Raw genomic sequence first — 26,244 nt, forward strand, 5'->3', positions numbered from 1 at the left:
CATCGCTAAGAAGTGTGATTGCTCCAGCTAGCAAACATGGTCTCGGCGGGGTAACGCTCACGGTCGGTGCCCTTGGTGGCCCTGGTAACCCACCCACGGCGAGTAATCGGCGATGAGAGGCTCCTGTGGCGGCCGCAATTCGTCCGGCACGTGCTGCAGATTGATCCTGATGCGGTACCAGATCGAGCTGGGTCCGCGCATGCCGTCAACCAGAACATCGATGGCTTCCAGGGCAGATGCTGCGTCGGGATGGCGGGACCGCCAGACCTCGAGGGCAGCCATGGCCTCGTCGCGGGTCTTGGTGCGGGCAACCTCGATGAGCGGCATCTGCGACGTCCGGCGCCCGTCGCCCGACGCGCCACCCTCGGGTTTCTCGGTTTTGGGCATCGGACCGAGCTCTTCGGCCAGCGCCAGCAACCCCTCCAGGCCGCCGGCAGCGTCGTCCATCCCCGCCCATGGATCACCGAATTGCGCGTACCGGGCGGGCACCGTCGACACCGTGAATTCCTCGGGGCGACAGCTGGGGACCTCGTCCCAGAACAGCGGTGTCGAGACCCGGGCGTCGGGACGCGACCGCACCGAGTACGCCGACGCGACGGTGCGGTCCTTGGCGTTCTGGTTGAAGTCGACGAAGACGCCCTGGCGTTCCTCTTTCCACCATCGGCTGGTCGCCAGGTCAGGGGCCCGCCGCTCGACCTCGCGGGCCACCGTCTGGGCGGCGAGTCGCACCTGCTTGTACGGCCAGTTCCGCTCGATCCGGGTGTAGATGTGGAAGCCGCGCGAGCCCGACGTCTTGGGCCATGCCGTCAGCCCGTAGTCGGTGAGTACGTCGCGCACCACGATGGCGACGTCGACGATCTGCGGCCACTCGACACCCGGCATGGGGTCCAGGTCGACGCGCAGTTCGTCCGGGTGCTCCAGGTCGTCGGCCCGGACCGGATGCGGGTTGAAGTCGATGCACCCGAGGCCAACCGCCCACACCAGCCCGGCGGCCTCGTCGATGACAGCTTCCTTCGCCGAGGTGCCGGAGGCGTATTTCAGCTCGGCGACGTCGACCCAGTCCGGCCGTTTCTCCGGTGCGCGCTTCTGGAATATCGCTTCCTGGGCAATGCCTTTCACGAACCGCTTCAGGATCATGGGGCGTCGTGCCACGCCGCGTAGCGCGCCGTCGGCGACGGACAGGTAGTAGTTGACGAGGTCGAGCTTGGTCACCCCGGGTTCAGGGAAGATCACCTTGTCGGGGTTGCTCACGACAACCTCGCGCCCGCCCACGTCGAGGGACCGCGAGTCACCCATGAAGTCATCGTAATTGGAGACGGAGTTCCCGCCGCGTTACCCGTGGTGTCACATATTGTTGGCTCATGGCGAAGCTGACCGACCTCCCATCGCAGGTGGCAAACAAGGTTCAGGAAACTTTGGAGAAATCGGTCGGCAAATACGTCGACCGCGGCGCGGCCGAACTGCACTACGCCAAGAAGATGTTCGAGGCCGGCGCGCTCAAACTCGAATCGCCACAGCACATCGCGGCCATGCTGGCCGACATCGTCCGGTGGGGTGAGATCGGTATGGTCCCGGCGCTCAACGCGCGTCGCACCCCGCACCGCACCGCCGTCATCGACGACGACGGCGACATCACCTTCCAGGAGTTCGACGACGCGGTGAACGCGACGGCCAACGCGTTGCGCGCCAAGGGCGTTCAGGCCGGCGAAGGCGTGGCCATCCTGGCCCGCAACCACCGGTGGTTCCTGATCTCGGTATACGGCGCGGCGCGGGTCGGCGCGCGAATCATCCTGATGAACACCGAGTTCTCGGGTCCGCAGATCAAAGAGGTCTCCGAGCGCGAGGGCGCTCAGCTCATCATCTACGACGACGAATACGCCGACGCCGTCGCGCTGTCGGAGCCGCCCCTGGGCAAGCTGCGGGCGCTGGGGCACAACCCGGACAAGCCGGAACCGTCGGACAGCATCGACGAATCCCTCGCCGACGTCGTCGCCCGGACCAGTAGTCTCGCGCCGCCGAAGGTCGCGAAGGCGGCCTCCATCATCATCCTGACCAGCGGCACCACCGGAACCCCCAAGGGTGCCAACCGAAGTGCCCCGCCGTCGCTGGCCCCGGTGGGTGGCGTGCTGTCGTCGGTGCCGTTCAAATCGGGTGAGGTCACCAGCCTGCCCGCGCCGATGTTCCACGCGCTGGGGTACCTGCACTCGACCATCGCCATGCTGCTCGGCAGCACGCTGGTGCTGCGTCGCCGGTTCAAGCCGGCCACGGTGCTCGCCGACATCGAACGGCACCGGGTCACCGCCATGGTGGTGGTGCCGGTGATGTTGTCGCGCATCCTCGACGAGCTGGACAAGACCTCGCCGAAGCCGAATCTGTCGAGCCTGCGCATTGTGTTCGTGTCGGGTTCACAGTTGGGGGCCGAGCTGGCGACGCGGGCCCTCAAGGATCTGGGCCCGGTGATCTACAACCTCTACGGGTCGACGGAGATCTCGTTCGCCACCATTGCGCGTCCGCAGGACCTGTCCATCAATCCGGCGACCGTCGGTCCGGTGGTCAAGGGCGTCCGCGTGAAGATCTTCGACGACAACGGCAACGAACTGCCGCAGGGCAGCGTCGGGCGCATCTTCGTCGGCACCACTTTCCCGTTCGAGGGATACACCGGCGGCGGTGGCAAGGAGATCATCGACGGGATGCTGTCGTCGGGGGACGTCGGCTACTTCGACGAGCGCGGTCTGCTTTTCGTCAGTGGCCGTGACGACGAGATGATCGTGTCCGGTGGTGAGAACGTGTTCCCCGCCGAAGTCGAGGACCTGATCAGCGGACACCCCGATGTGGTGGAGGCGACCGCGATCGGCGTCGACGACAAGGACTTCGGCGCGCGGCTGCGGGCCTTCGTGGTCAAGTCCGAGGGTGCGACTGTCGACGAGGACGACATCAAGGCCTACGTCCGAGATCACTTGGCGCGCTACAAGGTTCCGCGTGAGGTCGTCTTCCTCGACGAGTTGCCGCGTAACCCCACGGGCAAGATCCTCAAGCGCGCACTACGCGAAATGGACCTCTAGGTACCTAGTTGTTGACGTACCAGGACAGGCAGCCCGGCTTGTCGTGGCACGCGATGATCGCGCCTGCGTCGGGAGCCGCGCCGCGCACCTTTGGCGTGTTGCGCGCCGGCAGGTTGCAGTTCACGACATAGGGGTTCCACGGGACGACGCCGTTGACGCAGGGGTCACCGGTCGCCTGCAGGGTTGTCGCCGGACTGCGTAGTTCCGTGGGGACGATCGTGAACGCGATCGCAATGGCACCTATCAGCACCGGCCTGAGCACGCGCGACGCACGGGTCGTCAGCTCTCTTGTGGTCATGGTCATCACCACCAAAAATGTTTCCGTCTACGTCAACGGTACACCTGGATGAAGGGCCGCAGGCAGTAGGGAAAACCCCCATTTCTGCACTGAAATGGGGGTTTTCCGACGGGTGGCAGGTGCCGGTTACGGGTCGCGGGGCAGGCCCAGCAGGCGCTCGGCGATGATGTTCAGCTGCACTTCGGAGGTGCCGCCGTAGATGGTGGTGGCGCGGCCGGCCAAGAGGTACTCGTCCCACTTGCCCGCCGGTTGTTGCGGGTCGCCGATGACGGCGTCGCTGCCGAATGACGCGACCCCGAATTCGGCGTAGCCCTGGCCGGTCTTCATCGAAAGCAGTTTGGAGATCGCCGCGGCCGGCATGGGATCGCCACCGGCGAGGGTCAGCAGCGTCGAGCGCATGTTGAGCAGCTTGGCCGCGTGGCCCTCGGCGATCAGCTTGCCGGCCTCGTGCCGCTGCAGCTCGTCGAATTCGCCGTCCCGCAGGAACTCGACGAACTGCTCCAGGCTGGCCAGGAACGGCGGCTCGCTGCTGCCGATCGAAACCCGCTCGTTGGTCAGGGTGTTGCGGCTGACCTCCCAGCCGCGGTTCACCTCGCCGAGCACCATGTCGTCGGGGACGAAGACGTCGTCGATGAAGACGGTGTTGAACATCGCGTTGCCGGTGAGCTCACGCAGGGGCTTGACCTCGACGCCGGTGCTCTTCATGTCGAGCAGGAAGTACGTGATGCCTTGATGTTTCGGCGCGTTGGGGTCGGTGCGCGCCAGGAGCGCGCCCCACGCGGAGAACTGGGCGCCGGTGGTCCAGATCTTCTGGCCGGTGATGCGCCAGCCGCCGTCGACCTTGACGGCCTTGGTGGTGAGGCTGGCCAGGTCGCTGCCGGCGCCCGGCTCGGAGAACAGCTGGCACCAGATCATGTCGCCGCGGAACGTCGGCGGCAGGAAGTCCTGCTGCTGCTTGTTGGTGCCGAACGCGACGATCGACGGGATGATCCACGCCGCGATGCCCATCTGCGGGCGCCGGACCTTTCCGGTGCTGAATTCCTGGGCGATGATGATCTGTTCGATCGGCTCCGCGGCCCGGCCCCAGGGCGTCGGCAGGTGCGGTTGCACCCAACCGCCTTCGGCGATCGCGGTGTTGCGCTCCGGCCCGCTCGGAATAGCTTTCAGCGCAGCAACTTCCGCGCGGATCTCCGCGCGCAGCTTCTCGGTGTCAGGGTCGAGGTCGATGTCGATGGACCGCATGCCGGAGGTCGTGGCCAGGTCCACCACCTGCCGGGGGTGATCGGCGGCGCGGCCGAAACCGGCGACCAGTGCGATGGCATGCCGGTAGTAGACGTTGGTGTCGTGCTCCCAGGTGAAGCCGATGCCGCCGTGGACCTGGATGCAGTCCTGCGCACAGTGCTGGGCGGCGACGGGTGCCAGAGTGGCGGCCACCGCGGCGGCGAATTGGTAGTCGGAGTCGGCGTCGCCGGACGCATGCTCGTCGAGTGCGCGGGCGGCATCCCAGACGGCGCCGGTGGCGCGCTCGGTCTCGGCAATCATGTTGGCACACTTGTGCTTGATGGCCTGGAACTGACCGATGGGCCGGCCGAACTGCTCCCGGATCTTGGCGTACTCGGCGGCGGTGTCGGTGGCCCACCGTGCGACGCCGACGCACGCGGCCGACAGCAGCGTGGTGATCAGGGCGCGGGCATGGGTGTGCGTGAGCCCGGACAGCACCCGGTCGGCACCGACGGTGACGGCGTCGGCGCGCACATGCGCGACGGGGTGCAAGGGGTCGACGCTCTGGACCGGGTCGATCTGCAGTGTCGCGGTGTCCAGCACCACCCACCGGTCTTCGACCGGCACCACCAGAAGGGCCGCTTGTGCGGCCGCGGGCACGGCGCGGATCTCACCGCTGACGACGAGTCCGTCACCCTGAGTCGTGCCGGTCAGGCCCGAGTTCAGGGCGTACGCGGCGATGGTCTCGCCGGACGCGAGGCCCGGCAGCAGGGCCGACTTGGGGTCGTGCGCGGCGATCAGCGCACTGGCGATGGCCGACGGGACGAACGGGCCGGGGACGGCGCCGTAGCCGAACTCGGCCAGGGTGATCGCCAGTTCGAGGATGCCGAAGCCTTGTCCGCCAACGGCTTCCGACAGGTGCAGGCCCTGCAGGCCCTGGTCAGCCGCGGCACTCCAGTACGGCGGCGGGTTGCTGATCGGGGTTTCGAGGGCTTCGTGCAACACCTCGGAGGGCGCGACCCGCGCCACCAGGGATCGGACCGAAGCGGCCAGATCGTTGTGCTCGGACATGATCGCGATGGGCATCGTTGCCTCCTGTGACCTGCTGTGGGCGTGGTTGACGCACCCGACCAAATAACTGGTCGGTTGGTTCCGAGAGTAACCCACTGGACGGGTGTCTAGAAGTGCACCTCGTTGACTACGTTCGTCAACTGCTGTCCGGCGGCGAGTCGCTCGCAATTGCCGACCGCTTCGGCCAGGTAGCGCCGCATGGTGTCGGCGGTGTACCAGGTGGTGTGTGGGCTGACGACGACATTGCTCAGGGCGAGCAGCGGATTGCCCGGGTCGACGGGCTCGGTGGCGAAGACGTCGAGGCCGGCGGCCTGCAACGGTCCGTCGCGCAGGGCGGAGACCAGCGCGGGCTCGTCGACGACTGCGCCACGAGACGTGTTGACCAGGACCGCACCGGGTTTCATAAGGCCCAGTGCGTCGGCGTCGAGCAGTCCGGTGGTGTGGTCGGTGAGGGGCAGGTGCAGCGAGACGACGTCGCTGGCGGCAAGAAGGTCGGGGAGGGACCGCCAGCCGGGGTGGCCCTGTGCGCCACGGGTGTTGGTGTGCACGACGTCTGCGCCCATGGCGGTGACGATGGTCTCGACCCGCTTGGCGATGTTGCCGTACCCGACCAGGCCGACGGTGCAGCTGCCGATGTCCCGGACCGTCTCGCCGAGGCTCGGGTCGGTGGGCCAGCCGGTGCCGGCGCGCGTGGCGCGGTCGAGTTCCGGCAGCCGTCGTAGGGCGGCCAGCATCAGCATGACCGCGCCCTCTGCGACCGACGGCGCGTTGGCCCCCGGCATGTTGGCGACCGCGATGCCGAGGTGGGTCGCAGCGTCGACGTCGATGGTGTTGACGCCGGCGCCCATCTTGTGGACCAGTTTGAGCCGCCGGCCCCGTTCCAGGTCGTCGGCACTGACCGGCCGCAGCACGTGCCACAGCACATCGGCGTCCGGCAGCTCCCGGTAGAACGTCGCGTCGTCGTCTGCCGCGCAGTATCGGACGTCGATCAGATCCTGCAGCGGGGCAAGGAATTCGGTGACCCGTGGGCCGGGCGTGAAGTGTGCCAGCACCCGTACGGGCGGGCTCACCGCCACCGCTTGGCGATCCATTTGGCGATGAGATCTGCCTGTTCGCTGCGGGCGCCCGGGGTCGTGAAGTAGTGGTCGGAGTCGATGGCGTGCAGCGTCTTGTCCGTGGTGGCCAGCGCGTCGAAGATGCGTTGCGCATCAGAGGGATACACGCCCGAATCCTGCTCGGCGTTGATCACCAGCGCGGGGTTGTCGATGAGTGCGAGGTGCGGCTCGGCGCGGGTCTGGGCGTGCCGCAGGCTCCACATGGTCAGCCAACTGCGCAGCGTGCAGGCGGCGGCGATGCCGTTGGCCGAGCGGTTGGCCTGGATCGGGGTGCCCGCATAGCACTGATTGGCCGGGCGCTTCGTGGGTTCGAGCGTGGGGTCGATCATGCGCAGGTCGGCCCACGTCCGCATGACCGTGAAGGGGCGGTCCCGGAAGCCTGCCGCGCGCACGCGTGCGTACTCGGCCTCCACCCAGTCGGTGATCGCGTGGTTGCGGGCGACCTGCGCGTCGCGGTACCGCTGGACGAAATCGGGGGAGAAGGGCGGGCCGTTGCGCTCGTCGAAGGGGTCGAGATCGGGATCTGTTGCCAGTGCGTCGGATTCGTCGGTCACCGAGCCGTCCATCCAGTTGGTGAGGACATCCGGGCGGCCGGGATGGGCGGCGCTGGAGATGTAGCCGTCGGCCGGTAGCAGGTCGTAGACGCCCGCGGCCGGGCGCATGCCGTCCAGCGGGGTGATGTGGGGGGACAGGGCCTGGGCCTGGTAGGCGGCCATCAGCGATCCGCCACCTGAATTTCCCAGCAGAACAACGGTTTCCACGCCGGCCACCTCGCGCAGCCAGCGCACCCCGACGCCGATGTCCACGAGCGCGTGGTCGAGCAGGAAGCTGGATTCGTAGCCGCGGAAGCGGGTGTTCCAGCCGAGGAACCCGATGCCCCGCGTGGCCATGTAGTCGGCGAGATAGTGCTCGGAGAAGTCGATCTGGTAGTGGGCGGCGATCATCGCCACCTTGGGTTTACGGCCCATGCCTCGGTAGTAGATGCCCTGGCAGGGGTGCCCACCGGATCCGGCGCGCAGCGCGGTCGGTGAGTCCATCCCGATGAACTCTCGGGTGACTCCCGCGGCGGACGAATTTCCGGGTTTGTTCATGTACGCGGATTCCCCTCGTGGTAGATGGTCCGGTAGAAGATGTTGGCCAGCGTGGTGACGCAGGCGTCGTCGTCCGCGGTAGTGGCACCGTCGCCTGACAATTGGGTATAGCAGAACTGGTTCAGCATCGATACCAGAGCCACGGCAACGAGCCGCGGCTTGTCGTCCGGGCAGAAGCCTTGCTGCTGAGCATGTTTGACCATCGACACGATCAGCGAGATGGGCAGTTCGCAGATTTCGGCCCAATAGTGCGCGAAATCGTCGTTGACCATTGCCAATTGCGAGATGGCGATGACCTCGGCGAGCCGGTGCCGGTAGGTGTCCCAGTGCGCGGCGGCGGCCTGGTGGGAGCGTTCCCAGTTGGTCAGTTCGGGGCCTGTGGCGGGTAGCGCCCGGTCGCGGGCTTCGTCTCGGAAGCGTTGTGCCCATTCATGGACCATCGCCTCCTTGGAGTCGTAATAGTTGTAGAACGACGCGGTGGACCGGCCGGCTTCGGCCGCGATGTCGGAAATGGTGGTCGCCAGAATGCCTTTGCGGGCAATGACGGCGCGGGCGGCGCTGTCGATCGCCGCCTGCGTCTGGCGGCCCCGCGCGGTGGGGAGCTGCTCGCGGGGCGCGACGGTCACGGCTGGCGGTCCTTTCGACGTGTCATTGATCAAACCTGAACCTGATGTTAGATTCAGATTCGGTGATTGACCAGACCCTGTCGTCAGGAGTGCCACGATGATCAAGCCCGACAACCGCAACGCCGAATTCGAGCTGGGTGGCATCAACCATGTCGCCCTGGTCTGTGCGGACATGGCCCGGACCGTCGACTTCTACTCGGGCGTGCTGGGCATGCCGCTGGTGAAGTCGCTGGACCTGCCGGGCGGCATGGGCCAGCACTTCTTCTTCGACGCCGGCAACGGCGACTGCGTGGCGTTCTTCTGGTTCGCGCAGGCGCCGGACGGTGCGCCCGGCATCTCGCAGCCCGCGGCGCTGCCCGGCATCGGCGAGTTCATGAGTGCCGTTGGTTCGTTGAACCACTTGGCTTTTCACGTACCTGCCGAGAAGTTCGACGAGTACCGCAAGCGGCTGAAGGAAAAGGGTGTCCGGGTCGGCCCGGTGCTCAACCATGACGAGAGCCCCATGCAGGCGTCGCCGACGGTGCATCCGGGCGTGTACGTGCGGTCGTTCTACTTCCAGGACCCCGACGGCATCACGCTGGAGTTCGCCTGTTGGACCAAGGAATTCACCGAGGCCGATACCGTGACAGAGCCGAGGACGGCGGCCGACCGGCGGCCGGCGGTGTCAGCCGCGCACTGAGTCTGGCGGTCATGCCCGGGGCAGTTGCTACGCCGAGAGTGTGGACTATCGATGGCCCCATCGGCGTGTCATCGCGATTTCCGCCACGCTCGGTGAAGGGAGCAACCGATGGCCGGACGCCCGCTATCGGAAGAGGATTGCGACCGGCTCTGGCGGGCCTGGACACCTGCGGAAGTCGCTGATCGCCTCGCAGGCACCTCTGCGCGCTGGTACGTCGCTGCCGGGTGGGCACTGGACCTGTTCGTCGGCGGACTCGGACGTGACCACGACGATCTCGAAATCGGAGTTCCGCGTGAACGATTCGCCGACATCGCAGCCGCGTTTCCCGACTTCGAATGGGACGTCGTCGGGAACGGCCAGGTCTGGCCGTTCCCCGAAGAAGCGGACAGCATGCACCAGACCTGGCTGCGTGATCCGGCGACCGGGCACTATCACCTTGACGTGTTCCGTGAACCGCACCGCGGCGACCACTGGATATGCCGCCGTGACGCCTCGATCGGCAGGCCCTACGACGACTTGATCATGCGTACTGACGACGGCATCCCATATGTGATCCCTGAGGTCGTGCTCTTGTTCAAGGCGAAAGCGCCACGGACCAAAGATCAATCGGACTTCCGGCAGGCACTCCCCATGATGGACGCAACACGACGATCCCGGCTGGCCGGCTGGCTGTCGCGGGTGCATCCGGGCCACCCCTGGCTGGAGCTGCTCGGCACGTGAGCAGCGTGTGGGTGATCACTGCGCCTTGATCTCAACCATGGTTGAGGTTGCAGGCTGGATGCATGCCTACCTGGATTTGTGATGGATGCGGAGTCGAGCACGCCGACAGCGAAACGCGGCCGCCGGAGAACAGCTGTGTTTTCACCGCTGAGGTCGTCCCCATCGAGGAGCGTGGCCATCTACCACCGCACGGCACCTGGACGACTCTGGAACGTCTTGCCGCGCAGCCCCATCAGACTGAATACGTCGACCATGGTCGGGGCGTGCACAGCCTGCGCCGGGCTCCTCGGTTCGCGATCGGGCACCGGTCGTTTCTGGTACAGACCGCGGCCGGCAACATGTTGTGGGACGCACCGTCCTATCTGGACGATTCGGTCGTCGGTCTGGTGCATGCGCTCGGCGGAATCGCGGCGATCGCAGCGAGTCATCCCCACATGTTCGGCGCCCAGCTGTCCTGGAGCAAGGCCTTCGGCGGCGTTCCCGTGTACGTGAATGCTCTTGACCAGGAATGGGTTCCGGTGGCCGACCCGGTCATCGAATACTGGGACGGGGAGATCGAGCCACTGCCGGGCGTTCGGCTGGTGCACGTCGGTGGTCATATGCGGGGCAGTGCCGTGGCTTTGTGCCCTGACGGAACCCTGCTCGTCGGTGACACCATCTCGGGTGGTCTCGCCAAGGACTGGGTGTCGTTCCAACGCATGTACCCCAAGCACTTGCCGTTATCGGCAGCGGTGGTGCGACGTATCGTCGAACGCCTCGATACCTACGACTACGACCGGCTCTACACCCTTGGCGGTGACGAGATCGATCACGACGCCAAAGACGTCGTCCGCCGCTCTGCCGACGCCCATATCCGTCATGTCAGTGGTGAATTCGACCACCTCACCTGACATCACGGCGCAGCCGTGGTTACTTCGTCGCCTCGACGAAGTAGCCGCGCGGTACGCCGGGTACATCCATCGGCACCGCGGGGGCGAACCACCGGCCCCACTCATTGCCCGGCACGGCCACATCGGTGACCGCCGCCGACCAGCCGTGGCGTTCGGCGAGTGCGCCCGGTTCGTCGGTCCCGAACAGCCAGGGCGCGCCGTTGCGCGCCATCGACTGGCGCACCGCGGCCAGGACCTGCGCGTCGAGCAGTGTCCTGCCGACGACGTCGTACAGCAGCACCGAACCGGGTGCGGACAACGCGTCGACCCGCTCGAAGACGGTGCCGACGGCGGCTTCGTCGAGGTACTGCAGCAGCCCTTCGATCAACCAGACCGTCGGCTGCTGCGCGTCGAAACCGTTGGCGCGCAGAGTTTCTGTCCAGTCGCCGGTGAGATCGACGCCGACGGCCACCCGCGCGCACAAGGGTTGCGCACCGTCCAGTGCCGCAGCCTTGGCGGCGATCACCTCAGGCTGGTCCAACTCGTAGAGCGTGGTGCCGGCGGGCCAGGACAGCCGGAACGCGCGGGCGTCCATGCCTGCCGCGAGAATCACAACCTGGCGGACGGACTGTGTGGCGCGCAGCAGGGCCTCGTCCCAGAATCGGGTGCGCACCACGATCTGCCGGGTCGGCCGGTCCCCGGCCTCGGCGACCGCCTCGGCGAGCAGCCGGCGGCCCGTTTCGCCGGCCAGGCGTTCGGCAAACGGGTCGGTGAAAAGGCGATCCGGGCGGCGGGATTCGTCGGCGCGGATGGCGGCGACCAGAAGGCCCGTGTTCGCCACGTCCTGTGCTCCTTGGTGCATGCCCCCATGGTGCCCGCCGGCCTTGCGCGACGCTTGGATATTTTTGCCGCCGCGGTGATTACCCCGGCAGTCCCACGTGACTGGGCAGCGCGCTGCGCCGCTGGACGTATTGCGTCGGCGTGATCGAGGTGAAGCCGCGGAACTCGCGGACGAAGTGGGGTTGATCGAAGTACCCGAGAGCGGCTGCGACGTCGGCGCCGTCGCCGCTGCCGGAATCGAGCAGGCGCAGCGCGGCCTGCAGTCGCCGCACGCGCAGATAGGCCTTCGGGGTGAGCCCGATCTCGTTGCGGAACGTCGCGATCAATCGCTTGGGGGAGAGTCCCGTCAGCTCGGCCGCCTCGGAAACCCGAAGCGACGGTTGGCGTTCGGCGGTGTGCAGCACGGACATGAGCGTGTGGGGTATCGGCCGCAGGCGGCCCAGCAGGAAATTCTCGACGATCTCGATGCGCTGCGGCCACGCCGGTGTCGTGATCAGTCGCTCACGCAGCAGCGCGGCATCGGCGCCCCAGAGATCCGTGAGATTGGCGCAGGCATTTTCCAAGTCGGCCAACGGAATTCCGAAGAACGGCAACGCGCCGCCGGGTCGGAAGTGGATGGTCAACGCTGCTTCGCCCGGGCTGATCCGGGTGACGTATGACAGCGTGCCCGGGCCCGCGAGGAACGCTGGTTCGACCGGCAGTCGTGTGCTGCCGTCCGCCGAGAAGAACTCGACCCGGTCGCGGCCGCCGACGTCGATCACCACGGTGGCCGCGCCGCGCGGCAGGGCTCGGCTCCGGTCGGCGGTGGCGCCGCCGTGCGCCCAGTAGCCGAAGAAGTCGATGTGCTGGTTCAGCGGTGGCCGGGGCCGGTGCAGCCGGGGTCCGTTCACCGGCGGACGGCCCGCTTGCCGAGGGTGTCGAGCAGCAGTGCGAGGTGATCGATCAATTCGTCTGGGGTGAAGGTGATTTCGCCGGACAGCCAGGCGCTCAGGGTCTGCCCGACACCCCCGACCGCGAAGTGGGTGCTGGCCCGGCGACGGTCGCCGGCGGGCAACTGCAGGGCATCGCCCGCGTGTTGGCCGAGCAGCATGGCGAAGAAGAACGTCGACTCGTTGCGTTTGCGGGCCACCACTTCGTTGGACAGGTGGGCGCTGAACAGCAGTCGGCCGACCCTCGCGTCGTCCGCGATGGCGTGCACGATATTGGCCATACCGGCGCGGCTCTGCTCGTCGCGTGGCGCGGCGGCCACCGCCGCCTGCGTCGTCGTGGCCAGGTCGGCGATCACGTGGTCGAACACCGCCTCGACGAAAACGTCCTTGTCGCTGAAGCTTTCGTAGAAGTAGCGCATCGCGACACCGGCTCCCGCGCAGATGGCCCGGACCGTGAGTTCCGGCGTCGGCGGCGCGGCGCCCAATATCTCCAGCCCGGCGTCGATCAGCCGGGCCCGTCGTTGGGCCAGGCGTTCTGTCGCGTCGATCCCGCGGTACGGCCGCACCTGAGGCACCCTGCCATCTTGACACCCGCACCGCCCCGCGGGCAATATCAGGAATCAATCGTTCTCACTTTTGCGAGGAGTGGCCCATGACGGTCGATCTGGTGGAACTTCCGGTCAACGCCTGCGCGCCCGGCCGTCGGGTGCGTCGCGGCGTCCAATTCTCCGACGGATTGGTCGGCGCCGCGCTGTTGGCAGGTCCCGCCAACGTGATCATGCAGCTGGCCCGGCCGGGCGTCGGCTACGGCGTGGTGGAGAGCCGGGTCGAGAGTGGCCGGACCGACCTGCATCCGATCAAGCGTGCGCGGACCACCTTCACCTACCTCGCCGTCGCGAACTTCGGCTCCGACGAGCAGAAAGCGGCGTATCGCAGCGCGGTCAACACGGCGCACCGGCAGGTGTACTCCACCGCGGACAGCCCGGTGAAGTACAGCGCCATGGACAAGAACCTGCAGCTCTGGGTGGCGGCGTGTCTGTTCAAGGGCTCGCTCGACGTGTACCGCTTCGTCGTGGGGGAGCTGGACGACCAAACCGCCGAGGAGTTCTACCGGCAGGGCATGACGATGGGCACCACACTGCAGGTGACGCCCGAGATGTGGCCGGCCGACCGGGCCGCCTTCGACAAGTACTGGCAAGAATCGCTGGACCAGGTGCACATCGACGACACGGTGCGCGAGTACCTGTATCCGATCGCCGCGGTGCGGATGAAGGGGCTGCAGCTCCCCGGGCCCGTGCAGCGCTGGTTCGAGGCGTTCTCCCTGTTGCTCACCACGGGCTTCCTGCCGCAACGCTTCCGCGATGAGATGCAGTTGCCGTGGGATGCCAAGCGGCAGAAGCGCTTCAACTCGGTGATGAAACTCGTGAAGGCGGTCAACCGGGTGCTGCCCGGGCCGCTGCGCCGATTCCCGTTCAACTGGATGCTCCGGGACCTGGATTGGCGCATGCGCACCGGGCGCCCGCTGGTCTGAGTCTGGCCCGGGTCGCGTCTCGGTCGAGGTTCAAGTTGTCGGCGTACCCTCGCGCGGGTGCGGACCGACAATGACAGCTGGGACATCAACTCGAGCGTTGGATCGACTGCGGTGATGGTTGCCGCGGCGCGAGCATTGGAAGCGGCCAAACCGAATCCGCTTGTGGTGGACCAATATGCGGAGGTGTTCACCCGCGCGGTCGGCGGTGTCTGGGCCGACGTGCTGGACGGCGAGGCGCCCGAACATCCGTTGGCGACGCCCGAGTTCGGCGAGCCGTTCATCAACTTCCAGGGCTCGCGGACCAGGTACTTCGACACCTACTTCCAGAACGCCGCAGCAGCCGGCGTGCGCCAGATCGTGCTGTTGGCGGCCGGGCTCGACTCGCGTGCCTACCGCTTGGACTGGCCGGACGGCACCGTCATCTATGAGCTCGATCAACCGCGGGTACTCGAGTTCAAGAGGGAGGTGTTGGCCGGCAATGGGGCCGAACCGGCGGTCGAGCGCCGCGAGATCGCCATCGACCTGCGGGACGATTGGCAGCAAGCGCTCGTCGGCAGTGGCTTCGATCCGGCGCGGCCGTCGGCGTGGATCGCCGAGGGGCTGCTGATCTACCTGCCCGCGACGGCGCAGGACGAGTTGTTCAGCGGAATCGATGCGCTGGCGGCACCCGGCAGCTGGGTGGCGATCGAAGAGGGCAAGCCGATGCCCGCCGATGTCTTCGCTGCCAAGCGTGCCGCCGGGGACGACATGGCGGAAGGTTTCTTCAAGCTGATCTACAACGAGCAGATCGCCCCCGCGGCGGACTGGTTCGGCGCTCGAGGCTGGCGCGCGGAGGCCACGGGGCTCGCTGACTACTTCCGGTCGGTGGGTCGTCCCGTGCCGACGAATCCGGAAGCGGCGACCATGATCGCCTCGAACACCCTGGTCACTGCCATCAAGGAGTGAGCGCCGTCACCTGCTCGGACGGTAGGGTGCGTCTCGACAACTTAAGTTATGCAATGCTAACTTCGCAGGGGTTAGCTTAGGCATACTTAAGGAGATATGCGGGGACTCTAATATCCCGCGAACATCAACATGGGCACTGACACATTTGCGGTATCCGCCGCGGCGCACTTCCAGCAAGGCGCGCCCGCGCGACGGCACAGTGCCCGTCCTTCGGCCCGTCGGGAACCAACCCGTTCCGAGTGCCGACTCCTTCTTAGGGCGGCCGCCAGATGAGTGGCGGATCGTCCTCTGGCGTGTCGACGACGGAAAGGACCCACGTGCGACCGAGCATCGCGGGCAGTAACACAGCGCTCGCCGATGGTGATGCGGCGCAGCGGGCAACACGGGTCGACCGTGACGTGCTGACCCGGTTCGGCACCAGCTGTCTGGCGCTCGGCCTCACTGTCGACGGCCGCCGTCGTCCGGCAGACCTCGACGCCGCCCTCGGTGGCTTCCTGACCTTGACGCGCATCGCCGGCGAGCACTGTGACGCCTGGACCGGGTTGGCTGCCGCGAGCGCGGCAACGCCCGATGTGGTCGAGGCGGTCTGGCGGACGGTGTCCTCGGCGGGCGCGTTGCAGCGGGCGCTCGACCTCGCCGACGGTGATCTGGGCTTCACCTATGACAGCGGTCTGTACCTCCAGTTCCGCGCCGCCGACCGGGACGGCTTCCAACTCGCTTATGCCGCAACACTGTCCGGCGCCGGCGCGTACGAAGAGGCCGATCAACTGGTGAGCGAGCTGCTCGACCGCAAGCCCGGTTGGCTGCCGGCCCGCTGGGTGCGGGTGGCCATGCATCACCGGACCCGCCGCTGGTCCGACGTCGTCCGGCAGCTGACCCCGATCGTGAACGACCCCAACCTGGACGCGAACTACGCGCATGCCGCGCGGGTGGCGCTGGGCATCGCGCTGGCGCACCTGGGCATGTTCGCTCCCGCGCTGTCACACCTTGAGGACCCCGAGGGGCCGGTTTCGGTCGCCGCGGTGGACGGCACGTTCGTCAAGGCCCTTTCGTTGCGCGCGCAGGGCGAGGACGACGAGGCCACCGACGTGCTGGCCGAGTTGTACGCCGCCCACCCCGACAACACCGCGGCCGAGCATGCGTTGACCGACACCAGCTTCGGCATCGACCCGACGACCGCGGCCAGGATCGAGGCCCGGCACAACCCGTGGGATCCCGAGACCGAGCCGACCGAGGCCGACTTCGTCGATCCGGATGCCAAGTCGCGCAAGGCTCATCTGCTCGTCGAGGCCGAGGCCGAGCTGGCCGAGTTCATTGGCCTGGAAGAGGTCAAGTACCAGGTGGCCCGGCTGAAAAGCTCTGTGGCCATGTCGATTCGGCGGCAGGAGCGGGGCCTGGCCGTGGCCCAGCGCACCAATCACCTGGTGTTCGCCGGACCTCCCGGAACCGGTAAGACGACGATCGCCCGCGTGGTCGCCAAGATCTACTGCGGCTTGGGCTTGCTGCGCAAGGAGACGGTGCGCGAGGTGCATCGCGCCGACCTGATCGGCCAGCACATCGGTGAGACCGAGGCCAAGACCAACGCGATCATCGACAGTGCGCTCGACGGCGTGCTGTTCCTCGACGAGGCCTACGCACTGGTGTCCACCGGCGCCAAGAACGACTTCGGTCTGGTCGCCATCGACACCCTGCTGGCCCGCATGGAGAACGACCGCAGCCGTCTGGTCGTGATCATCGCCGGGTACCGCAAGGACCTGGACATGTTCCTGGACACCAACGAAGGTCTGCGCTCGCGCTTCACCCGCAGCATCGACTTCCCGTCGTACTCGGCGACCGAACTCACCGAGATCGCCATGCGGATGGCCGAAAAGCGGGACAGCGTCTTCGAACCCGCGGCGCAGGCCGAGATGGAGCAGCTGTTCGGGCACCTCGCGACGGCGACCACACCCGACGCGGCGGGCGTCGCGCGCCGCAGCCTGGACATCGCGGGTAACGGCCGTTTCGTGCGAAATCTGGTGGAACGCTCGGAAGAAGAACGTGAGTACCGGCTGGATCACCTTGCCGCCCACGACTTCACCGACGATGAACTCATGACGATCACCGCGGGTGACGTCAGCAACTCGGCCGCGCCGCTGCTGCGTGGTCTCGGACTGGTGGTACCCAAACAGTGAGTGACGACCGAAAGACCTTCAGCTCGCGGACCCCGGTGAACGACAACCCGGATCAGATCCACTACCGTCGCGGGTTCGTCACCCGGCATCAGGTGTCCGGATGGCGATTCCTCATGCGGCGCATCGCATCTGGTGTGGCCCTGCATGACACCCGGATGCTGGTCGACCCGTTGCGGACCCAGAGCCGCTCGGTTCTGGTCGGCGGCCTGGTGCTGGTCACCGGGCTGGCGGGCTGCTTCGTCTTCTCCCTGATCCGGCCCGCCGGCGTCGCGGGGAACAACGTGATCCTGGCCGACCGGGAGACCTCTGCGCTGTATGCCCGGGTGGGCGACCAACTGCACCCCGTCCTGAACCTGACGTCGGCCCGGCTCATCGCCGGGCGCCCGGACAACCCGACCCTGATCCCGAGCGCCGAACTGGACAAGTTTCCGCGCGGCAGCCTCATCGGGATTCCGGGTGCCCCGGAACGCATGGTGCCCAACACTTCTCGTGATGCCGACTGGACCGTGTGCGACGCGGCCACCGGCGACGTCGTGGGCGCGACCCTGATCACCGGTCCGCTCGCCGAAGGTGGCTCCCGCGCGGCCGCGCTGGGTGCCGATGATGCCGTGCTGGTGCGCAACGACGGCGTCGGCTCCGCCGGCGTCAACGGCGGCAGCTGGCTGCTGTGGCACGGCCAGCGCAGTGCGGTCGACCTGAACAACCGCGCGGTGACGGCAGCGCTGGGCTTGGGCGCCAACGGAGCTGCGCTCCCCGCACCTCGCCCGATCGCCGACGGCCTGTTCAACGCGATCCCCGAGTCGGCCCCGCTGGCCGCGCCGGCCATCGTCAACGCGGGCCAGCCGACGCCGTACCCGATGCCGGTTCCGGCACCGGTCGGCGCGGTGGTCACCGCGATCTCCACGGATGCCGCCACCGACAATGCCGTGCGCTACTACGCGGTCCTCGATGATGGCCTGCAACCGATTTCGCAAGTCGTGGCCGCGATTCTGCGCAACACCGATTCGTACGGTCTGGAGCAGCCGCCACGCCTGTCCGCCGACCAGGTCGCCCGCGTTCCCGTCTCCACGGCGATCAACACCGCGGCGTACCCGGACCGCCCGCTGACCGTCATCGACGCCACCAAGGCGCCGCTGACCTGCGCCCGCTGGACCAAACACGATGGCGCCACGACCAATTCGCTCACCCTGCTGGCTGGAGCGACGCTGCCGCTGCCTGCCGACGAGCGCACCGTGGCCCTCGCCGGACCGGCCGGCACCGCGCAGCGCATGGCGATGACGCCGGGCACCGGCTACTTCGTCCAGGCCACCGGTCAGGGAGGCACCCCGGCGCTGTCCGGCTACTGGATCAGCGACACCGGCGTCCGCTACGGCATCTCCACCGAAGGCGATGCCACCGACGCGAATCGGAAAACCCCTGCCGCGCTGGGACTTACCGAATCACCGCTGCCGGTGCCGTGGTCGATCCTCAGCCAGTTCACGCCCGGCCCGACGTTGTCGCGGAGTGACGCGTTGCAGAGCCCGGCGCTCGTGCCCACCCGGACGAGCCCGGCAGTCGAAATCGCCGTGAGGGAGAACCCGTGAGCCGTCTGATCTTCGAAGCGCGGCGCCGGCTGCCCATCCCGGCAACCCGCGCGAGCGTCATCACCATCGAGCCGCCGCCAGAACTGCCGCGGCTGGTGCCGCCGTCGTTGTTGCGCCGGGTGTTGCCCTACCTGATCGTCATCCTGATCGTCGGCATGATCGTGGCCCTGGTGGCCACCGGCATGCGCGTCATCTCGCCGCAGACGCTGTTCTTCCCGTTCGTGCTGCTGTTGGCCGCCACGGCTTTCTACCGCGGTTCGGACAACAAGACCCGGACCGAGGAGGTCGACGCCGAGCGCGCCGATTACCTGCGCTACCTGTCGGTGGTACGGGACAACGTGCGGGCCCAGGCTGCTGAGCAGCGCGTGGCCCGCGAGTGGTCGCACCCGGCACCCGAGCAGCTGGCCGCCGTCGCGGGTACCCGTCGTCAGTGGGAGCGCGATCCGCACGACGCCGACTTCCTGGTGGTGCGTGCCGGGTTGCACGACGCGCGTCTGGAGACGGTGCTGCAGGTCAAGGACACCGCGGCCGAGGTCGATCTGGAACCGGTGTCGCACAGCGCATTGCGCGGACTGCTCGACGTCCAGCGGACAGTGCCCGCGGTGCCCGGCGGTATCGACCTCGCGAAGGTCTCGCGGATCACGGTGCTCGGCGACGCCGACGACGTGCGGGGCGCCCTGCGCGCGTGGATCGCACAAGCGGTGACCTGGCACGACCCGGCCCTGCTCGGGATCGGCCTGGCCGTGGCGGATGCCGAAGCGCTGGAATCGGAATCGTGGTCGTGGCTGAAGTGGCTGCCGCACAGTGACATTCCGGGCCAGGTCGACGGTGTCGGTCCGGCTCGCTACCTGGCCGCCGGCGTTCCCGAGCTCGCCGGCTTGTTGGCCGCCGAACTCGGAGACCGGCAGCCGTTCGGTACCGACGACACCGCACCGCTGCGGCACCTGCTGATCGTCGTCGACGACCCGGACGCCGACCTCGGCGAGCTGTTGCCGCGCGCCGGGCTGGCGGGCGTCACGGTACTGCAGCGCGGGACGGAACAGCCGGAGTACCCGGACCCCGACCGTCCGGTGCTGCGCGTGTCCGGCGGACGCATCGAGCGGTGGGCCGCCGCCGGCTGGCAGTCGTACTTCGATGTCGCCGACGACTTCTCGCCGCACGCCGCGGCGCACCTGGCCCGCGGCCTCGCGCGCTGGGACTCCAACCCGAACCGGGCCCGCAGCACCGGCGCCGGACTGGCCACCTTCGGCACCCTGCTGGGGATTCCCGACGCGGCGGCGCTCGATGTCGCCGGCCTGTGGGCGCCGCGCACGCGGGCCGATGAGCTCCGGGTGCCCATCGGCGTCACCGCCACCGGTGAGCCGCTGATGTTCGACCTGAAGGACGAGGCCGAAGGCGGCATGGGCCCGCACGGTCTGATGATCGGTATGACGGGTTCCGGCAAGTCGCAGACCCTGATGTCGATCCTGTTGTCGCTGTTGACGACTCACTCGGCCGAGCGCCTCATCGTCATCTACGCCGACTTCAAGGGCGAGGCAGGTGCCGACATCTTCCGCGACTTCCCGCAGGTGGTCGCCGTCATCTCGAACATGGCCGAGAAGCGTTCGCTGGCCGACCGGTTCGCGGACACTCTCCGCGGCGAGGTGGCCCGGCGTGAGCAGCTGCTGATGGAGGCCGGCCGCCGGCTACAGGGCAGCGCCTTCAACTCGGTGCTCGAGTATGAGGCAGCACGAGAACAAGCAGCAGCGGCGGGCATTGAACTGCCGCCGATCCCGACGCTGCTGGTGGTCGCCGACGAGTTCTCGCTCATGCTCAGCGATCATCCCGAATACGCCGAACTGTTCGATTACGTCGCCCGTAAGGGCCGTTCATTCCGTATCCACATCCTCTTCGCGTCGCAGACGCTGGACGTGGGCCGGATCAAGGACATCGACAAGAACACCTCCTACCGCATCGGCCTGAAGGTCGCGAGCCCGTCGATCAGCCGGCAGATCATCGGTGTCGAGGATGCGTACCACATCGAGGCCGGTCCGGAGCACAAAGGCGAGGGCTTCCTGGTCCCCACGCCGGGCGCGGTGCCGGTGAAGTTCCGCAGCACGTATGTGGACGGTATCTACGACCCGCCGCGTGTCGAGAAAGCTGTTGTGGTGCACGCGGTTCCGCAACCGCAGCTGTTCCCGGCCGGCCACGTGGCCCCGGCCCCCGACACGGTGATCGTCACCGACGCGGCGCCGGATCTGCGTCCGCCCCGCAAGCTGGTCGCGACGGTCGGCGAGCAGCTGGCGCAGTACGGTCCGCAGGCGCCGCGCCTATGGCTGGCCCCGCTGGACGAGCCGATCGCACTGCCTGCGCTGTTGGCCGGCACCGAGATTCCCGCGGGCCACGGCAGGTGGCCGCTGGGTGAGATCGACCGGCCGTTCCAGATGCGTCGCGATCCGCTGGTCTTCGACGCCACTTCGGCGGCGGCGAACCTGGTCATCCACGGTGGGCCGAAGTCCGGGAAATCGACTGCGCTGCAGACCTTCATCCTGTCGGCGGCGGCGACGCACTCGCCGCGCGCCGTCACGTTCTACTGCCTCGACTACGGCGGCGGCGGGCTGCGCTCGCTCAAGCCACTGGCCCATGTCGGCAGCGTCGCATCGCCCCTGGAGCCGGAACGCATCCGGCGTACCTTCGGTGAACTCGAACAGCTGCTCGCGTCGCGCCGGGCCCGTGCCGCGGCCGGCGACGGCGATCTGCGCGATGACGGTTACGGCGACGTGTTCCTGGTGATCGACAACCTGTATGCGTTCAGCCGGGACAACACCGACACGTTCAACACGCGTAACCCGTTGTTGTCCAAGGTGACCGAACTGGTCAACACCGGTATGGCCTACGGCATCCACGTGGTCATCACGACACCGAACTGGCTCGAGGTATCGCTCGCGATGCGCGACGGCCTGGGGCTGCGGCTCGAGCTCAAGCTGGCCGACTCGCGCGACAGCAACGTGCGGTCCACAGGAAACCCGGGTGTGGCGGCGCTGTCCCGCCCCGCCGACGGCGTCCCCGCCGACCAGCCGGGTCGCGGCCTGACCATGGGCGCCGAGCACTTCCTGTTCGCCGAACCGGATCTCGGTGCGATCGCCGCCATCAACGCGCAGTACCCGGGGCAGACGGCACCGCCCGTGCGGCTGCTGCCGACGGACCTGGCTCCGGAAGCCCTTGCGCCGCTGTACCGGAACCCAGAGACTGTCGTCATCGGACAGCGCGAACAGGACCTGGCGCCGGTTGCGATCGACTTCTCGGCCAACCCACTGCTGATGGTGCTGGGCGACGCCAAGTCCGGCAAGACCACGCTGCTGCGGCACCTGATCCGGACGGTCCGGGACAACTCCACCCAGGAGTCGGTGGCGTTCAGCGTCATCGACCGCAGGCTGCATCTCGTGGACGAGCCGCTGTTCGCGGACAACGAGTACACCCCGAACGTCGACCGGGTCACCCCGGCGATGCTCGGCCTGGCCGCACTACTCGAAAATCGCAGGCCCCCAGCGGGTCTGTCGGCCGCGGAGCTGAGCGGGTGGACCTACCGGAACGGGCAGGGCAACCACCTGCACTACCTGATCATCGACGACGTCGACCAGATCCCGGACGCGCCCGCGGTCAGTGGCCCGTTCGTCGGCCAGCGGCCGTGGACGGCACTGCTGGGACTGCTGTCCCAGGCGTCCGAGCTGGGGTTGCGGGTGATCGTCACCGCCCGGGCCGCCGGCTCTGCCCACGCGGTGATGACGGCTCCGTTGTTGCGCAGGCTCAACGAGCTGCAGGCGACCACCGTCATGCTGTCCGGCAACCCGCAGGACAGCGGCCGCATCCGCGGCCACCGGTTCAACCGGCTGCCGGCCGGTCGGGCCATGGTACTCGGCGACAGCGACGAGGCCACGTACGTCCAGTTGATCAATCCACTGGTGGCAGAACCGATTACGGGACGGCCCACCGGACCACAACGAGGGGAGTTCCACTGATGACCTTGCGCGTCGTTCCCGAAGGACTGACGGCAGCCGGTGCCGCCGTCGAAGCGCTCACCGCGCGGCTCGCCGCCGCCCACGCCGCGGCCGCGCCGGCGGTCACCGCCGTGATCCCGCCCGCCGCGGATCCCGTTTCGCTGCAGACGGCGATCAGCCTGAGCGCCCACGGTGCCGAACACGAGGCCATTGCCGCGCAGGGCGTCACCGAGCTGGGGCGTGCCGGCGGTGGTGTCACCGAAGCCGGCATCAGCTACGCGACGGGCGATGCCGAAGCCGCCGCCACGTACGTGACGGCCCTGGGCTGACATGACCGCCCCCACGGGGATAGGCCTGCCGACCGGGCCAATCTGGGCGGCGCTGCCGCCCGAAGTCCATTCGACGCTGCTGTCCAGTGGGCCCGGTCCGGGCTCACTGCTGGCGGCGGCGGCTGCCTGGCAGTCGCTGAGCGCCGAATATGCCTCGGCCGCAGCTGAACTCACCGCACTGTTGGGTGAGGTCCAGGCGGGGGCCTGGGAAGGGCCGAGCGCCGAGCAGTACATCGCCTCCCACGCGCCGTACCTGACCTGGCTGGCCCAGGCCAGCGCCAACAGCGCGGCCAACGCGGTCCAGCACGAGACCGCCGCGGCGGCCTACGGCACCGCCCTGGCCGCCATGCCGACGCTTCCCGAACTGGCGCTCAACCACGTCGTGAACGCAGCGCTGATGGCGACAAACTTCTTCGGTATCAACACGATTCCGATCGCGCTGAACGAAGCCGACTATGCCCGCATGTGGCTGCAGGCGGCGACCGTCATGGGTACGTACCAGGCGGTGTCAGGCGCGGCGGTGGCGGCAGCTCCGACAACCGCGCCGGCGCCGATGATGCTGGCAGCGGGTGTCGGGGAGGCGGGCACCGCGTCGGCGAGCGCCACGCAGGCGGGCGCCCAGTTGCAGGCGGCCGATGCCGGTACGTCGCTGGACACGTCCAACGCCATCACCGACTACCTGTACAACTACATCAAGACGCTGCCTGGCGGCGACCTGATCTGGAAGTTCCTGCAGGACCCGCTGGGCCAGATCAAGCAGATGTTCTTCGATTTCCTGACGAACCCCTCGCAGGCGCTGACCACCTGGGGCCCAATGCTTTTCGCGCTCGGCTACCAGGCGTTCTTCCAGCCTGTCGGCTGGACCACGTGGGGCGTGGGTCTGACCGCGCCGCTGTGGGGGCCGGCCCTGATCGCCGTCGGGCTGTCCAGCCTGGGTCTGCTGGCATTGCTGGAGCCGGACTTCGTGCCGGAACCCGAACTCGCCGAGGCGTTCCCGCCGCCACCTCAGTTGCAGGTCGCCGACCACCAGATGCCGGTGGTCAGCGTCGCTCCGACTGTGCCGGCCACCCCGGCAAGCCCGGCGAGCGCGCCCGCGTCCGCACCGGCTTCGCCCGTCGCTCCCGCGCCGGCGGCACCGGCGCCACTGATGGCGTACGCGGTGGCCGTCGACGACCCGGGTCCGGGATTCACCCCGACGCTGCGGGACGGCGCGACCGCGCCGGCACCGGCGTCCGGTATCGCGGCGGCAGCCGCAGCGGCCGCCGCCGCGGCAGCGACCGAGCGGCGGCGGGCCCGTCGTCGTCGCGCAGCCAAGGAGCGGGGCGTCCGCGACGAGTACATGGACATGAACTCGGAGGTGGATCCCGACTTCGGGGACGACGCAGACCTCCGTAAAGAGGTGCTGGCCTCGGCCCGCGGTGCCGGGCCGATCGGCTTCAGCGGCACGGTGAGCCGCCAGGAGCAGCCGGCGACAGGCCTGAACCGCATGACCGGCAACGGTTTCGGGGGCGGCGTCACCGAACCCATGCTGCCCGGCAGCTGGGACACGGAAGGCGGTGCCAACCGCTGATCCTGCGGACCAAAAAATTTGACCACCAAAAGAATCCGGACGAACCCCGAGAGGAATCACCATGAGCATGCTCGACGCACACATCCCCCAGCTGATCGCTTCCGAATCGGCCTTCTCTGCGAAGGCCGCGCTGATGCGCAGCACCATCGGCCAGGCGGAGCAGGCCGCGCAGTCGGCCCAGGGCTTCCACCAGGGTGACTCGGCGGGCGCCTTCCAGGCCGCACACGTCCGTTTCATGGCGGTCGCTGCCAAGGTCAACGCGCTGCTCGACATCGCACAGGCCAACCTGGGCGACGCCGCCGGCACCTACGTCGCGCAGGACACCGCCGCGGCCGGCACGTACACCTCGGTCTAGCCGCCGCACCCACATCAAGACATCTAGCAGCGAGGAGATCCCATGTCCCAGATCATGTACAACTACCCGGCGATGCTGGCCCATGCCGGTGAGATGACCGCCTACGCGGGCGCCCTGCACGCCGTCGGGCTCGATATCGCCAGCGAGCAGGCGGCCCTGGCCGGCGCCTGGCAGGGTGACACCGGAACCAGCTACCAGGCGTGGCAGGCCCAGTGGAACACCGCGATGGAAGAACTCGTCCACGCCTACCGGGCGATGGCGAGCACGCACGAGACCAACACGCTCTCGATGAGCGCACGTGACAGCGCCGAAGGCGCCAAGTGGGTTTAGGTCCAACGGTTTCGGCGCGGTCCGGGTCACTCGGCGACCCGGACCGCGCCGGAGTCCCGGTCTCGGCGGTCGAACTGACCGCGGAGCAAGCCTGGTTCCTCGCGGATCGTCTGGGCGCCGGGGGCTTTCCATGGGTGCTGGCCATCACGCAGCCCTACAGCGAGCCCTCCGCCAAAGCCGGATTCGACGCAGGCCAGGTCACCGCGCTGACGCGGATGGGGGTGCTGTCTGCTGACGGCTCCGTGCATCCCGCAGTCGCGCAGTGGATTCGGGCCGTTTGCCGGCCCCGCCGCTGGCTGGAGCTGCGATGGGTGTCCGGTTCTGGCGCCATGTTGCGCGGGATTCTCGCGCGCAGCGGCGACACGACCGTCGCGGTCCTGCGCAGCGAGCATCTGATGACCTGCACCGAACTGACCGTCGCGTCCCCGGACGCGCTGGTGCCGGTGCTCACCGCAGGCTTGTCCGGACGCGCGCCGGCCCGGTTCGACGAATTCGCGATGCCGGCCCACATCGGGGCCAAGGCCGACGAACGCCTGCGCCGCGGCGACTCGCTGGACGCCGTGATGGATCACCTCGGCATCCCACCGACAGCGCACGCCGTCGTGCGGGCCGCGTTCGCGCCCGGCCGCAGCTACGTGGAGATCGTCGCGGGCGACCACCGCGACGGTCACCGGATCAGCACCGATGTCGGCGTCAGCATCGTCGACACCGCCGCGGGCCGCGTCGTCGTGGCGCCGGTGAAAGCCGTTGACGGCACCTGGATTTCAACATTCACCCCGGGCACGGACCTCGCGGTCACCGCTGCGGTGCAGCGACTGACCGCGACGCTGCCCGACGGTCCCTGGTTCCCCACGGCGAACCTGACCCGAGACTTCGAGACCTCGACTGGAGAACGGAAAGAAAATGTCCCCCAACACGTCTGGTAGTACCGC

The 26,244-nt window shown here is 68.0% G+C and carries 23 protein-coding genes; 14 read left to right on the top strand and 9 right to left on the bottom strand.

The genetic code is table 11. The features are described from left to right. Nucleotides 1-57 precede the first annotated feature (57 nt). Nucleotides 58-1,296, bottom strand: a complete 1,239-nt coding sequence (ligD, locus tag ACWW1C_RS01835; RefSeq protein ID WP_455981841.1) for a non-homologous end-joining DNA ligase — start codon at nucleotides 1,294-1,296, stop codon at nucleotides 58-60. 65 nt (nucleotides 1,297-1,361) lie between these two features. Between ligD and fadD2 the strand changes: the two genes are divergently transcribed. Next, entirely contained in the window at nucleotides 1,362-3,062 is a 1,701-nt protein-coding gene (gene fadD2, locus ACWW1C_RS01840; RefSeq protein WP_455981842.1) for a long-chain-fatty-acid--CoA ligase FadD2, read from the top strand. 4 nt (nucleotides 3,063-3,066) lie between these two features. On the opposite strand, the gene ACWW1C_RS01845 is transcribed toward fadD2, so the two are convergent. From ACWW1C_RS01845 to ACWW1C_RS01865, 5 genes are all read right to left on the bottom strand, one after another. After that, nucleotides 3,067-3,360: a hypothetical protein gene (locus ACWW1C_RS01845; RefSeq protein WP_455981843.1), complete on the bottom strand. Its 294-nt coding sequence runs from the start codon at nucleotides 3,358-3,360 to the stop codon at nucleotides 3,067-3,069. Nucleotides 3,361-3,486: 126 nt separating this feature from the next. After that, nucleotides 3,487-5,667: an acyl-CoA dehydrogenase gene (locus ACWW1C_RS01850; RefSeq protein WP_455981844.1), complete on the bottom strand. Its 2,181-nt coding sequence runs from the start codon at nucleotides 5,665-5,667 to the stop codon at nucleotides 3,487-3,489. A 92-nt stretch (nucleotides 5,668-5,759) separates the two neighbouring features. Beyond that, nucleotides 5,760-6,743, bottom strand: a complete 984-nt coding sequence (locus tag ACWW1C_RS01855; RefSeq protein WP_455981845.1) for a 2-hydroxyacid dehydrogenase — start codon at nucleotides 6,741-6,743, stop codon at nucleotides 5,760-5,762. Beyond that, the gene (locus ACWW1C_RS01860) at nucleotides 6,719-7,858 is read right to left on the bottom strand and encodes an alpha/beta hydrolase (RefSeq protein WP_455981846.1); all 1,140 of its coding nucleotides are present in this window, start codon (nucleotides 7,856-7,858) and stop codon (nucleotides 6,719-6,721) included. Before ACWW1C_RS01860 ends, ACWW1C_RS01855 begins: the two co-directional genes overlap by 25 nt. Next, nucleotides 7,855-8,484: a TetR/AcrR family transcriptional regulator gene (locus ACWW1C_RS01865; protein WP_455981847.1), complete on the bottom strand. Its 630-nt coding sequence runs from the start codon at nucleotides 8,482-8,484 to the stop codon at nucleotides 7,855-7,857. The genes ACWW1C_RS01860 and ACWW1C_RS01865 overlap by 4 nt, the downstream gene beginning before the upstream one ends. 97 nt (nucleotides 8,485-8,581) lie before the next feature. Here ACWW1C_RS01865 and ACWW1C_RS01870 point away from each other — a divergent pair, with 97 nt between their 5' ends. The 3 genes from ACWW1C_RS01870 to ACWW1C_RS01880 all read left to right on the top strand — a co-directional run bounded on the left by ACWW1C_RS01870 (nucleotide 8,582) and on the right by ACWW1C_RS01880 (nucleotide 10,773). Then, nucleotides 8,582-9,163: a VOC family protein gene (locus ACWW1C_RS01870; protein WP_455981848.1), complete on the top strand. Its 582-nt coding sequence runs from the start codon at nucleotides 8,582-8,584 to the stop codon at nucleotides 9,161-9,163. 108 nt (nucleotides 9,164-9,271) lie between these two features. After that, complete coding sequence (locus tag ACWW1C_RS01875) at nucleotides 9,272-9,883, top strand: nucleotidyltransferase domain-containing protein (protein WP_455981849.1); 612 nt, start codon at nucleotides 9,272-9,274, stop codon at nucleotides 9,881-9,883. A 62-nt stretch (nucleotides 9,884-9,945) separates the two neighbouring features. Further along, nucleotides 9,946-10,773 carry a hydrolase gene (locus ACWW1C_RS01880; protein ID WP_455981850.1) on the top strand — a complete coding sequence of 276 codons (828 nt, stop codon included), beginning with the start codon at nucleotides 9,946-9,948 and terminating at the stop codon, nucleotides 10,771-10,773. A 19-nt stretch (nucleotides 10,774-10,792) separates the two neighbouring features. Here the strand turns inward: ACWW1C_RS01880 and ACWW1C_RS01885 are convergent, their stop codons facing one another. Genes ACWW1C_RS01885 through ACWW1C_RS01895 form a run of 3 tightly spaced genes read right to left on the bottom strand, consistent with a single transcriptional unit; the run spans nucleotide 10,793 to nucleotide 13,096 of the window. Next, on the bottom strand, nucleotides 10,793-11,614 hold the full coding sequence (locus tag ACWW1C_RS01885) for an SAM-dependent methyltransferase (protein ID WP_455981851.1): 822 nt from the start codon (nucleotides 11,612-11,614) through the stop codon (nucleotides 10,793-10,795). A gap of 58 nt (nucleotides 11,615-11,672) precedes the next feature. Then, the gene (locus tag ACWW1C_RS01890; protein WP_455981852.1) at nucleotides 11,673-12,482 is read right to left on the bottom strand and encodes a helix-turn-helix domain-containing protein; all 810 of its coding nucleotides are present in this window, start codon (nucleotides 12,480-12,482) and stop codon (nucleotides 11,673-11,675) included. Next, nucleotides 12,479-13,096, bottom strand: a complete 618-nt coding sequence (locus ACWW1C_RS01895) for a TetR/AcrR family transcriptional regulator (protein WP_455981853.1) — start codon at nucleotides 13,094-13,096, stop codon at nucleotides 12,479-12,481. Before ACWW1C_RS01895 ends, ACWW1C_RS01890 begins: the two co-directional genes overlap by 4 nt. Before the next feature lie 77 nt (nucleotides 13,097-13,173). Here ACWW1C_RS01895 and ACWW1C_RS01900 point away from each other — a divergent pair, with 77 nt between their 5' ends. From ACWW1C_RS01900 to ACWW1C_RS01945, 10 genes are all read left to right on the top strand, one after another. Continuing rightward, nucleotides 13,174-14,052: an oxygenase MpaB family protein gene (locus ACWW1C_RS01900; RefSeq protein ID WP_455981854.1), complete on the top strand. Its 879-nt coding sequence runs from the start codon at nucleotides 13,174-13,176 to the stop codon at nucleotides 14,050-14,052. A 57-nt stretch (nucleotides 14,053-14,109) separates the two neighbouring features. Beyond that, nucleotides 14,110-14,997, top strand: a complete 888-nt coding sequence (locus tag ACWW1C_RS01905; protein ID WP_455981855.1) for a class I SAM-dependent methyltransferase — start codon at nucleotides 14,110-14,112, stop codon at nucleotides 14,995-14,997. Nucleotides 14,998-15,314: 317 nt separating this feature from the next. Then, nucleotides 15,315-17,168 (top strand): type VII secretion AAA-ATPase EccA, encoded by a 1,854-nt coding sequence (gene eccA / locus ACWW1C_RS01910; protein ID WP_455981856.1) that lies wholly within the window; start codon nucleotides 15,315-15,317, stop codon nucleotides 17,166-17,168. Further along, nucleotides 17,165-18,751, top strand: coding sequence for a type VII secretion protein EccB (gene eccB / locus ACWW1C_RS01915; protein WP_455981857.1), 1,587 nt, complete (start codon nucleotides 17,165-17,167; stop codon nucleotides 18,749-18,751). Before eccA ends, eccB begins: the two co-directional genes overlap by 4 nt. Next, nucleotides 18,748-22,749, top strand: a complete 4,002-nt coding sequence (gene eccCa, locus ACWW1C_RS01920; RefSeq protein ID WP_455981858.1) for a type VII secretion protein EccCa — start codon at nucleotides 18,748-18,750, stop codon at nucleotides 22,747-22,749. The genes eccB and eccCa overlap by 4 nt, the downstream gene beginning before the upstream one ends. Beyond that, nucleotides 22,749-23,057, top strand: coding sequence for a PE family protein (locus ACWW1C_RS01925; protein ID WP_455981859.1), 309 nt, complete (start codon nucleotides 22,749-22,751; stop codon nucleotides 23,055-23,057). The genes eccCa and ACWW1C_RS01925 overlap by 1 nt, the downstream gene beginning before the upstream one ends. Before the next feature lies 1 nt (nucleotide 23,058). Continuing rightward, on the top strand, nucleotides 23,059-24,627 hold the full coding sequence (locus tag ACWW1C_RS01930) for a PPE domain-containing protein (protein WP_455981860.1): 1,569 nt from the start codon (nucleotides 23,059-23,061) through the stop codon (nucleotides 24,625-24,627). Between the two features lie 61 nt (nucleotides 24,628-24,688). Continuing rightward, the gene (locus ACWW1C_RS01935; RefSeq protein WP_455981861.1) at nucleotides 24,689-24,982 is read left to right on the top strand and encodes a WXG100 family type VII secretion target; all 294 of its coding nucleotides are present in this window, start codon (nucleotides 24,689-24,691) and stop codon (nucleotides 24,980-24,982) included. Between the two features lie 42 nt (nucleotides 24,983-25,024). Beyond that, nucleotides 25,025-25,312 carry a WXG100 family type VII secretion target gene (locus ACWW1C_RS01940; RefSeq protein ID WP_061000613.1) on the top strand — a complete coding sequence of 96 codons (288 nt, stop codon included), beginning with the start codon at nucleotides 25,025-25,027 and terminating at the stop codon, nucleotides 25,310-25,312. Nucleotides 25,313-25,386: 74 nt separating this feature from the next. Then, a complete protein-coding gene (locus ACWW1C_RS01945) occupies nucleotides 25,387-26,238 on the top strand; it encodes an ESX secretion-associated protein EspG (protein ID WP_455984114.1) in 852 nt (283 codons plus the stop codon). Nucleotides 26,239-26,244: the final 6 nt, after the last annotated feature.

The sequence above is a fragment of the Mycobacterium sp. HM-7 genome, from assembly GCF_053852335.1.

What these genes read in the sequence shown, in the direction of transcription:
- ACWW1C_RS01885 (WP_455981851.1), bottom strand. Translation starts at nt 11,614, where the DNA reads ATGCACCAAGGAGCACAGGACGTGGCGAACACGGGCCTTCTGGTCGCC.
- ligD (WP_455981841.1), bottom strand. Translation starts at nt 1,296, where the DNA reads ATGGGTGACTCGCGGTCCCTCGACGTGGGCGGGCGCGAGGTTGTCGTG.
- ACWW1C_RS01925 (WP_455981859.1), top strand. Translation starts at nt 22,749, where the DNA reads ATGACCTTGCGCGTCGTTCCCGAAGGACTGACGGCAGCCGGTGCCGCC.
- ACWW1C_RS01845 (WP_455981843.1), bottom strand. Translation starts at nt 3,360, where the DNA reads ATGACCACAAGAGAGCTGACGACCCGTGCGTCGCGCGTGCTCAGGCCG.
- ACWW1C_RS01930 (WP_455981860.1), top strand. Translation starts at nt 23,059, where the DNA reads ATGACCGCCCCCACGGGGATAGGCCTGCCGACCGGGCCAATCTGGGCG.
- ACWW1C_RS01850 (WP_455981844.1), bottom strand. Translation starts at nt 5,667, where the DNA reads ATGCCCATCGCGATCATGTCCGAGCACAACGATCTGGCCGCTTCGGTC.
- ACWW1C_RS01860 (WP_455981846.1), bottom strand. Translation starts at nt 7,858, where the DNA reads ATGAACAAACCCGGAAATTCGTCCGCCGCGGGAGTCACCCGAGAGTTC.
- ACWW1C_RS01875 (WP_455981849.1), top strand. Translation starts at nt 9,272, where the DNA reads ATGGCCGGACGCCCGCTATCGGAAGAGGATTGCGACCGGCTCTGGCGG.
- fadD2 (WP_455981842.1), top strand. Translation starts at nt 1,362, where the DNA reads ATGGCGAAGCTGACCGACCTCCCATCGCAGGTGGCAAACAAGGTTCAG.
- ACWW1C_RS01900 (WP_455981854.1), top strand. Translation starts at nt 13,174, where the DNA reads ATGACGGTCGATCTGGTGGAACTTCCGGTCAACGCCTGCGCGCCCGGC.
- ACWW1C_RS01935 (WP_455981861.1), top strand. Translation starts at nt 24,689, where the DNA reads ATGAGCATGCTCGACGCACACATCCCCCAGCTGATCGCTTCCGAATCG.
- ACWW1C_RS01870 (WP_455981848.1), top strand. Translation starts at nt 8,582, where the DNA reads ATGATCAAGCCCGACAACCGCAACGCCGAATTCGAGCTGGGTGGCATC.
- ACWW1C_RS01880 (WP_455981850.1), top strand. Translation starts at nt 9,946, where the DNA reads ATGCCTACCTGGATTTGTGATGGATGCGGAGTCGAGCACGCCGACAGC.
- ACWW1C_RS01855 (WP_455981845.1), bottom strand. Translation starts at nt 6,743, where the DNA reads ATGGATCGCCAAGCGGTGGCGGTGAGCCCGCCCGTACGGGTGCTGGCA.
- ACWW1C_RS01940 (WP_061000613.1), top strand. Translation starts at nt 25,025, where the DNA reads ATGTCCCAGATCATGTACAACTACCCGGCGATGCTGGCCCATGCCGGT.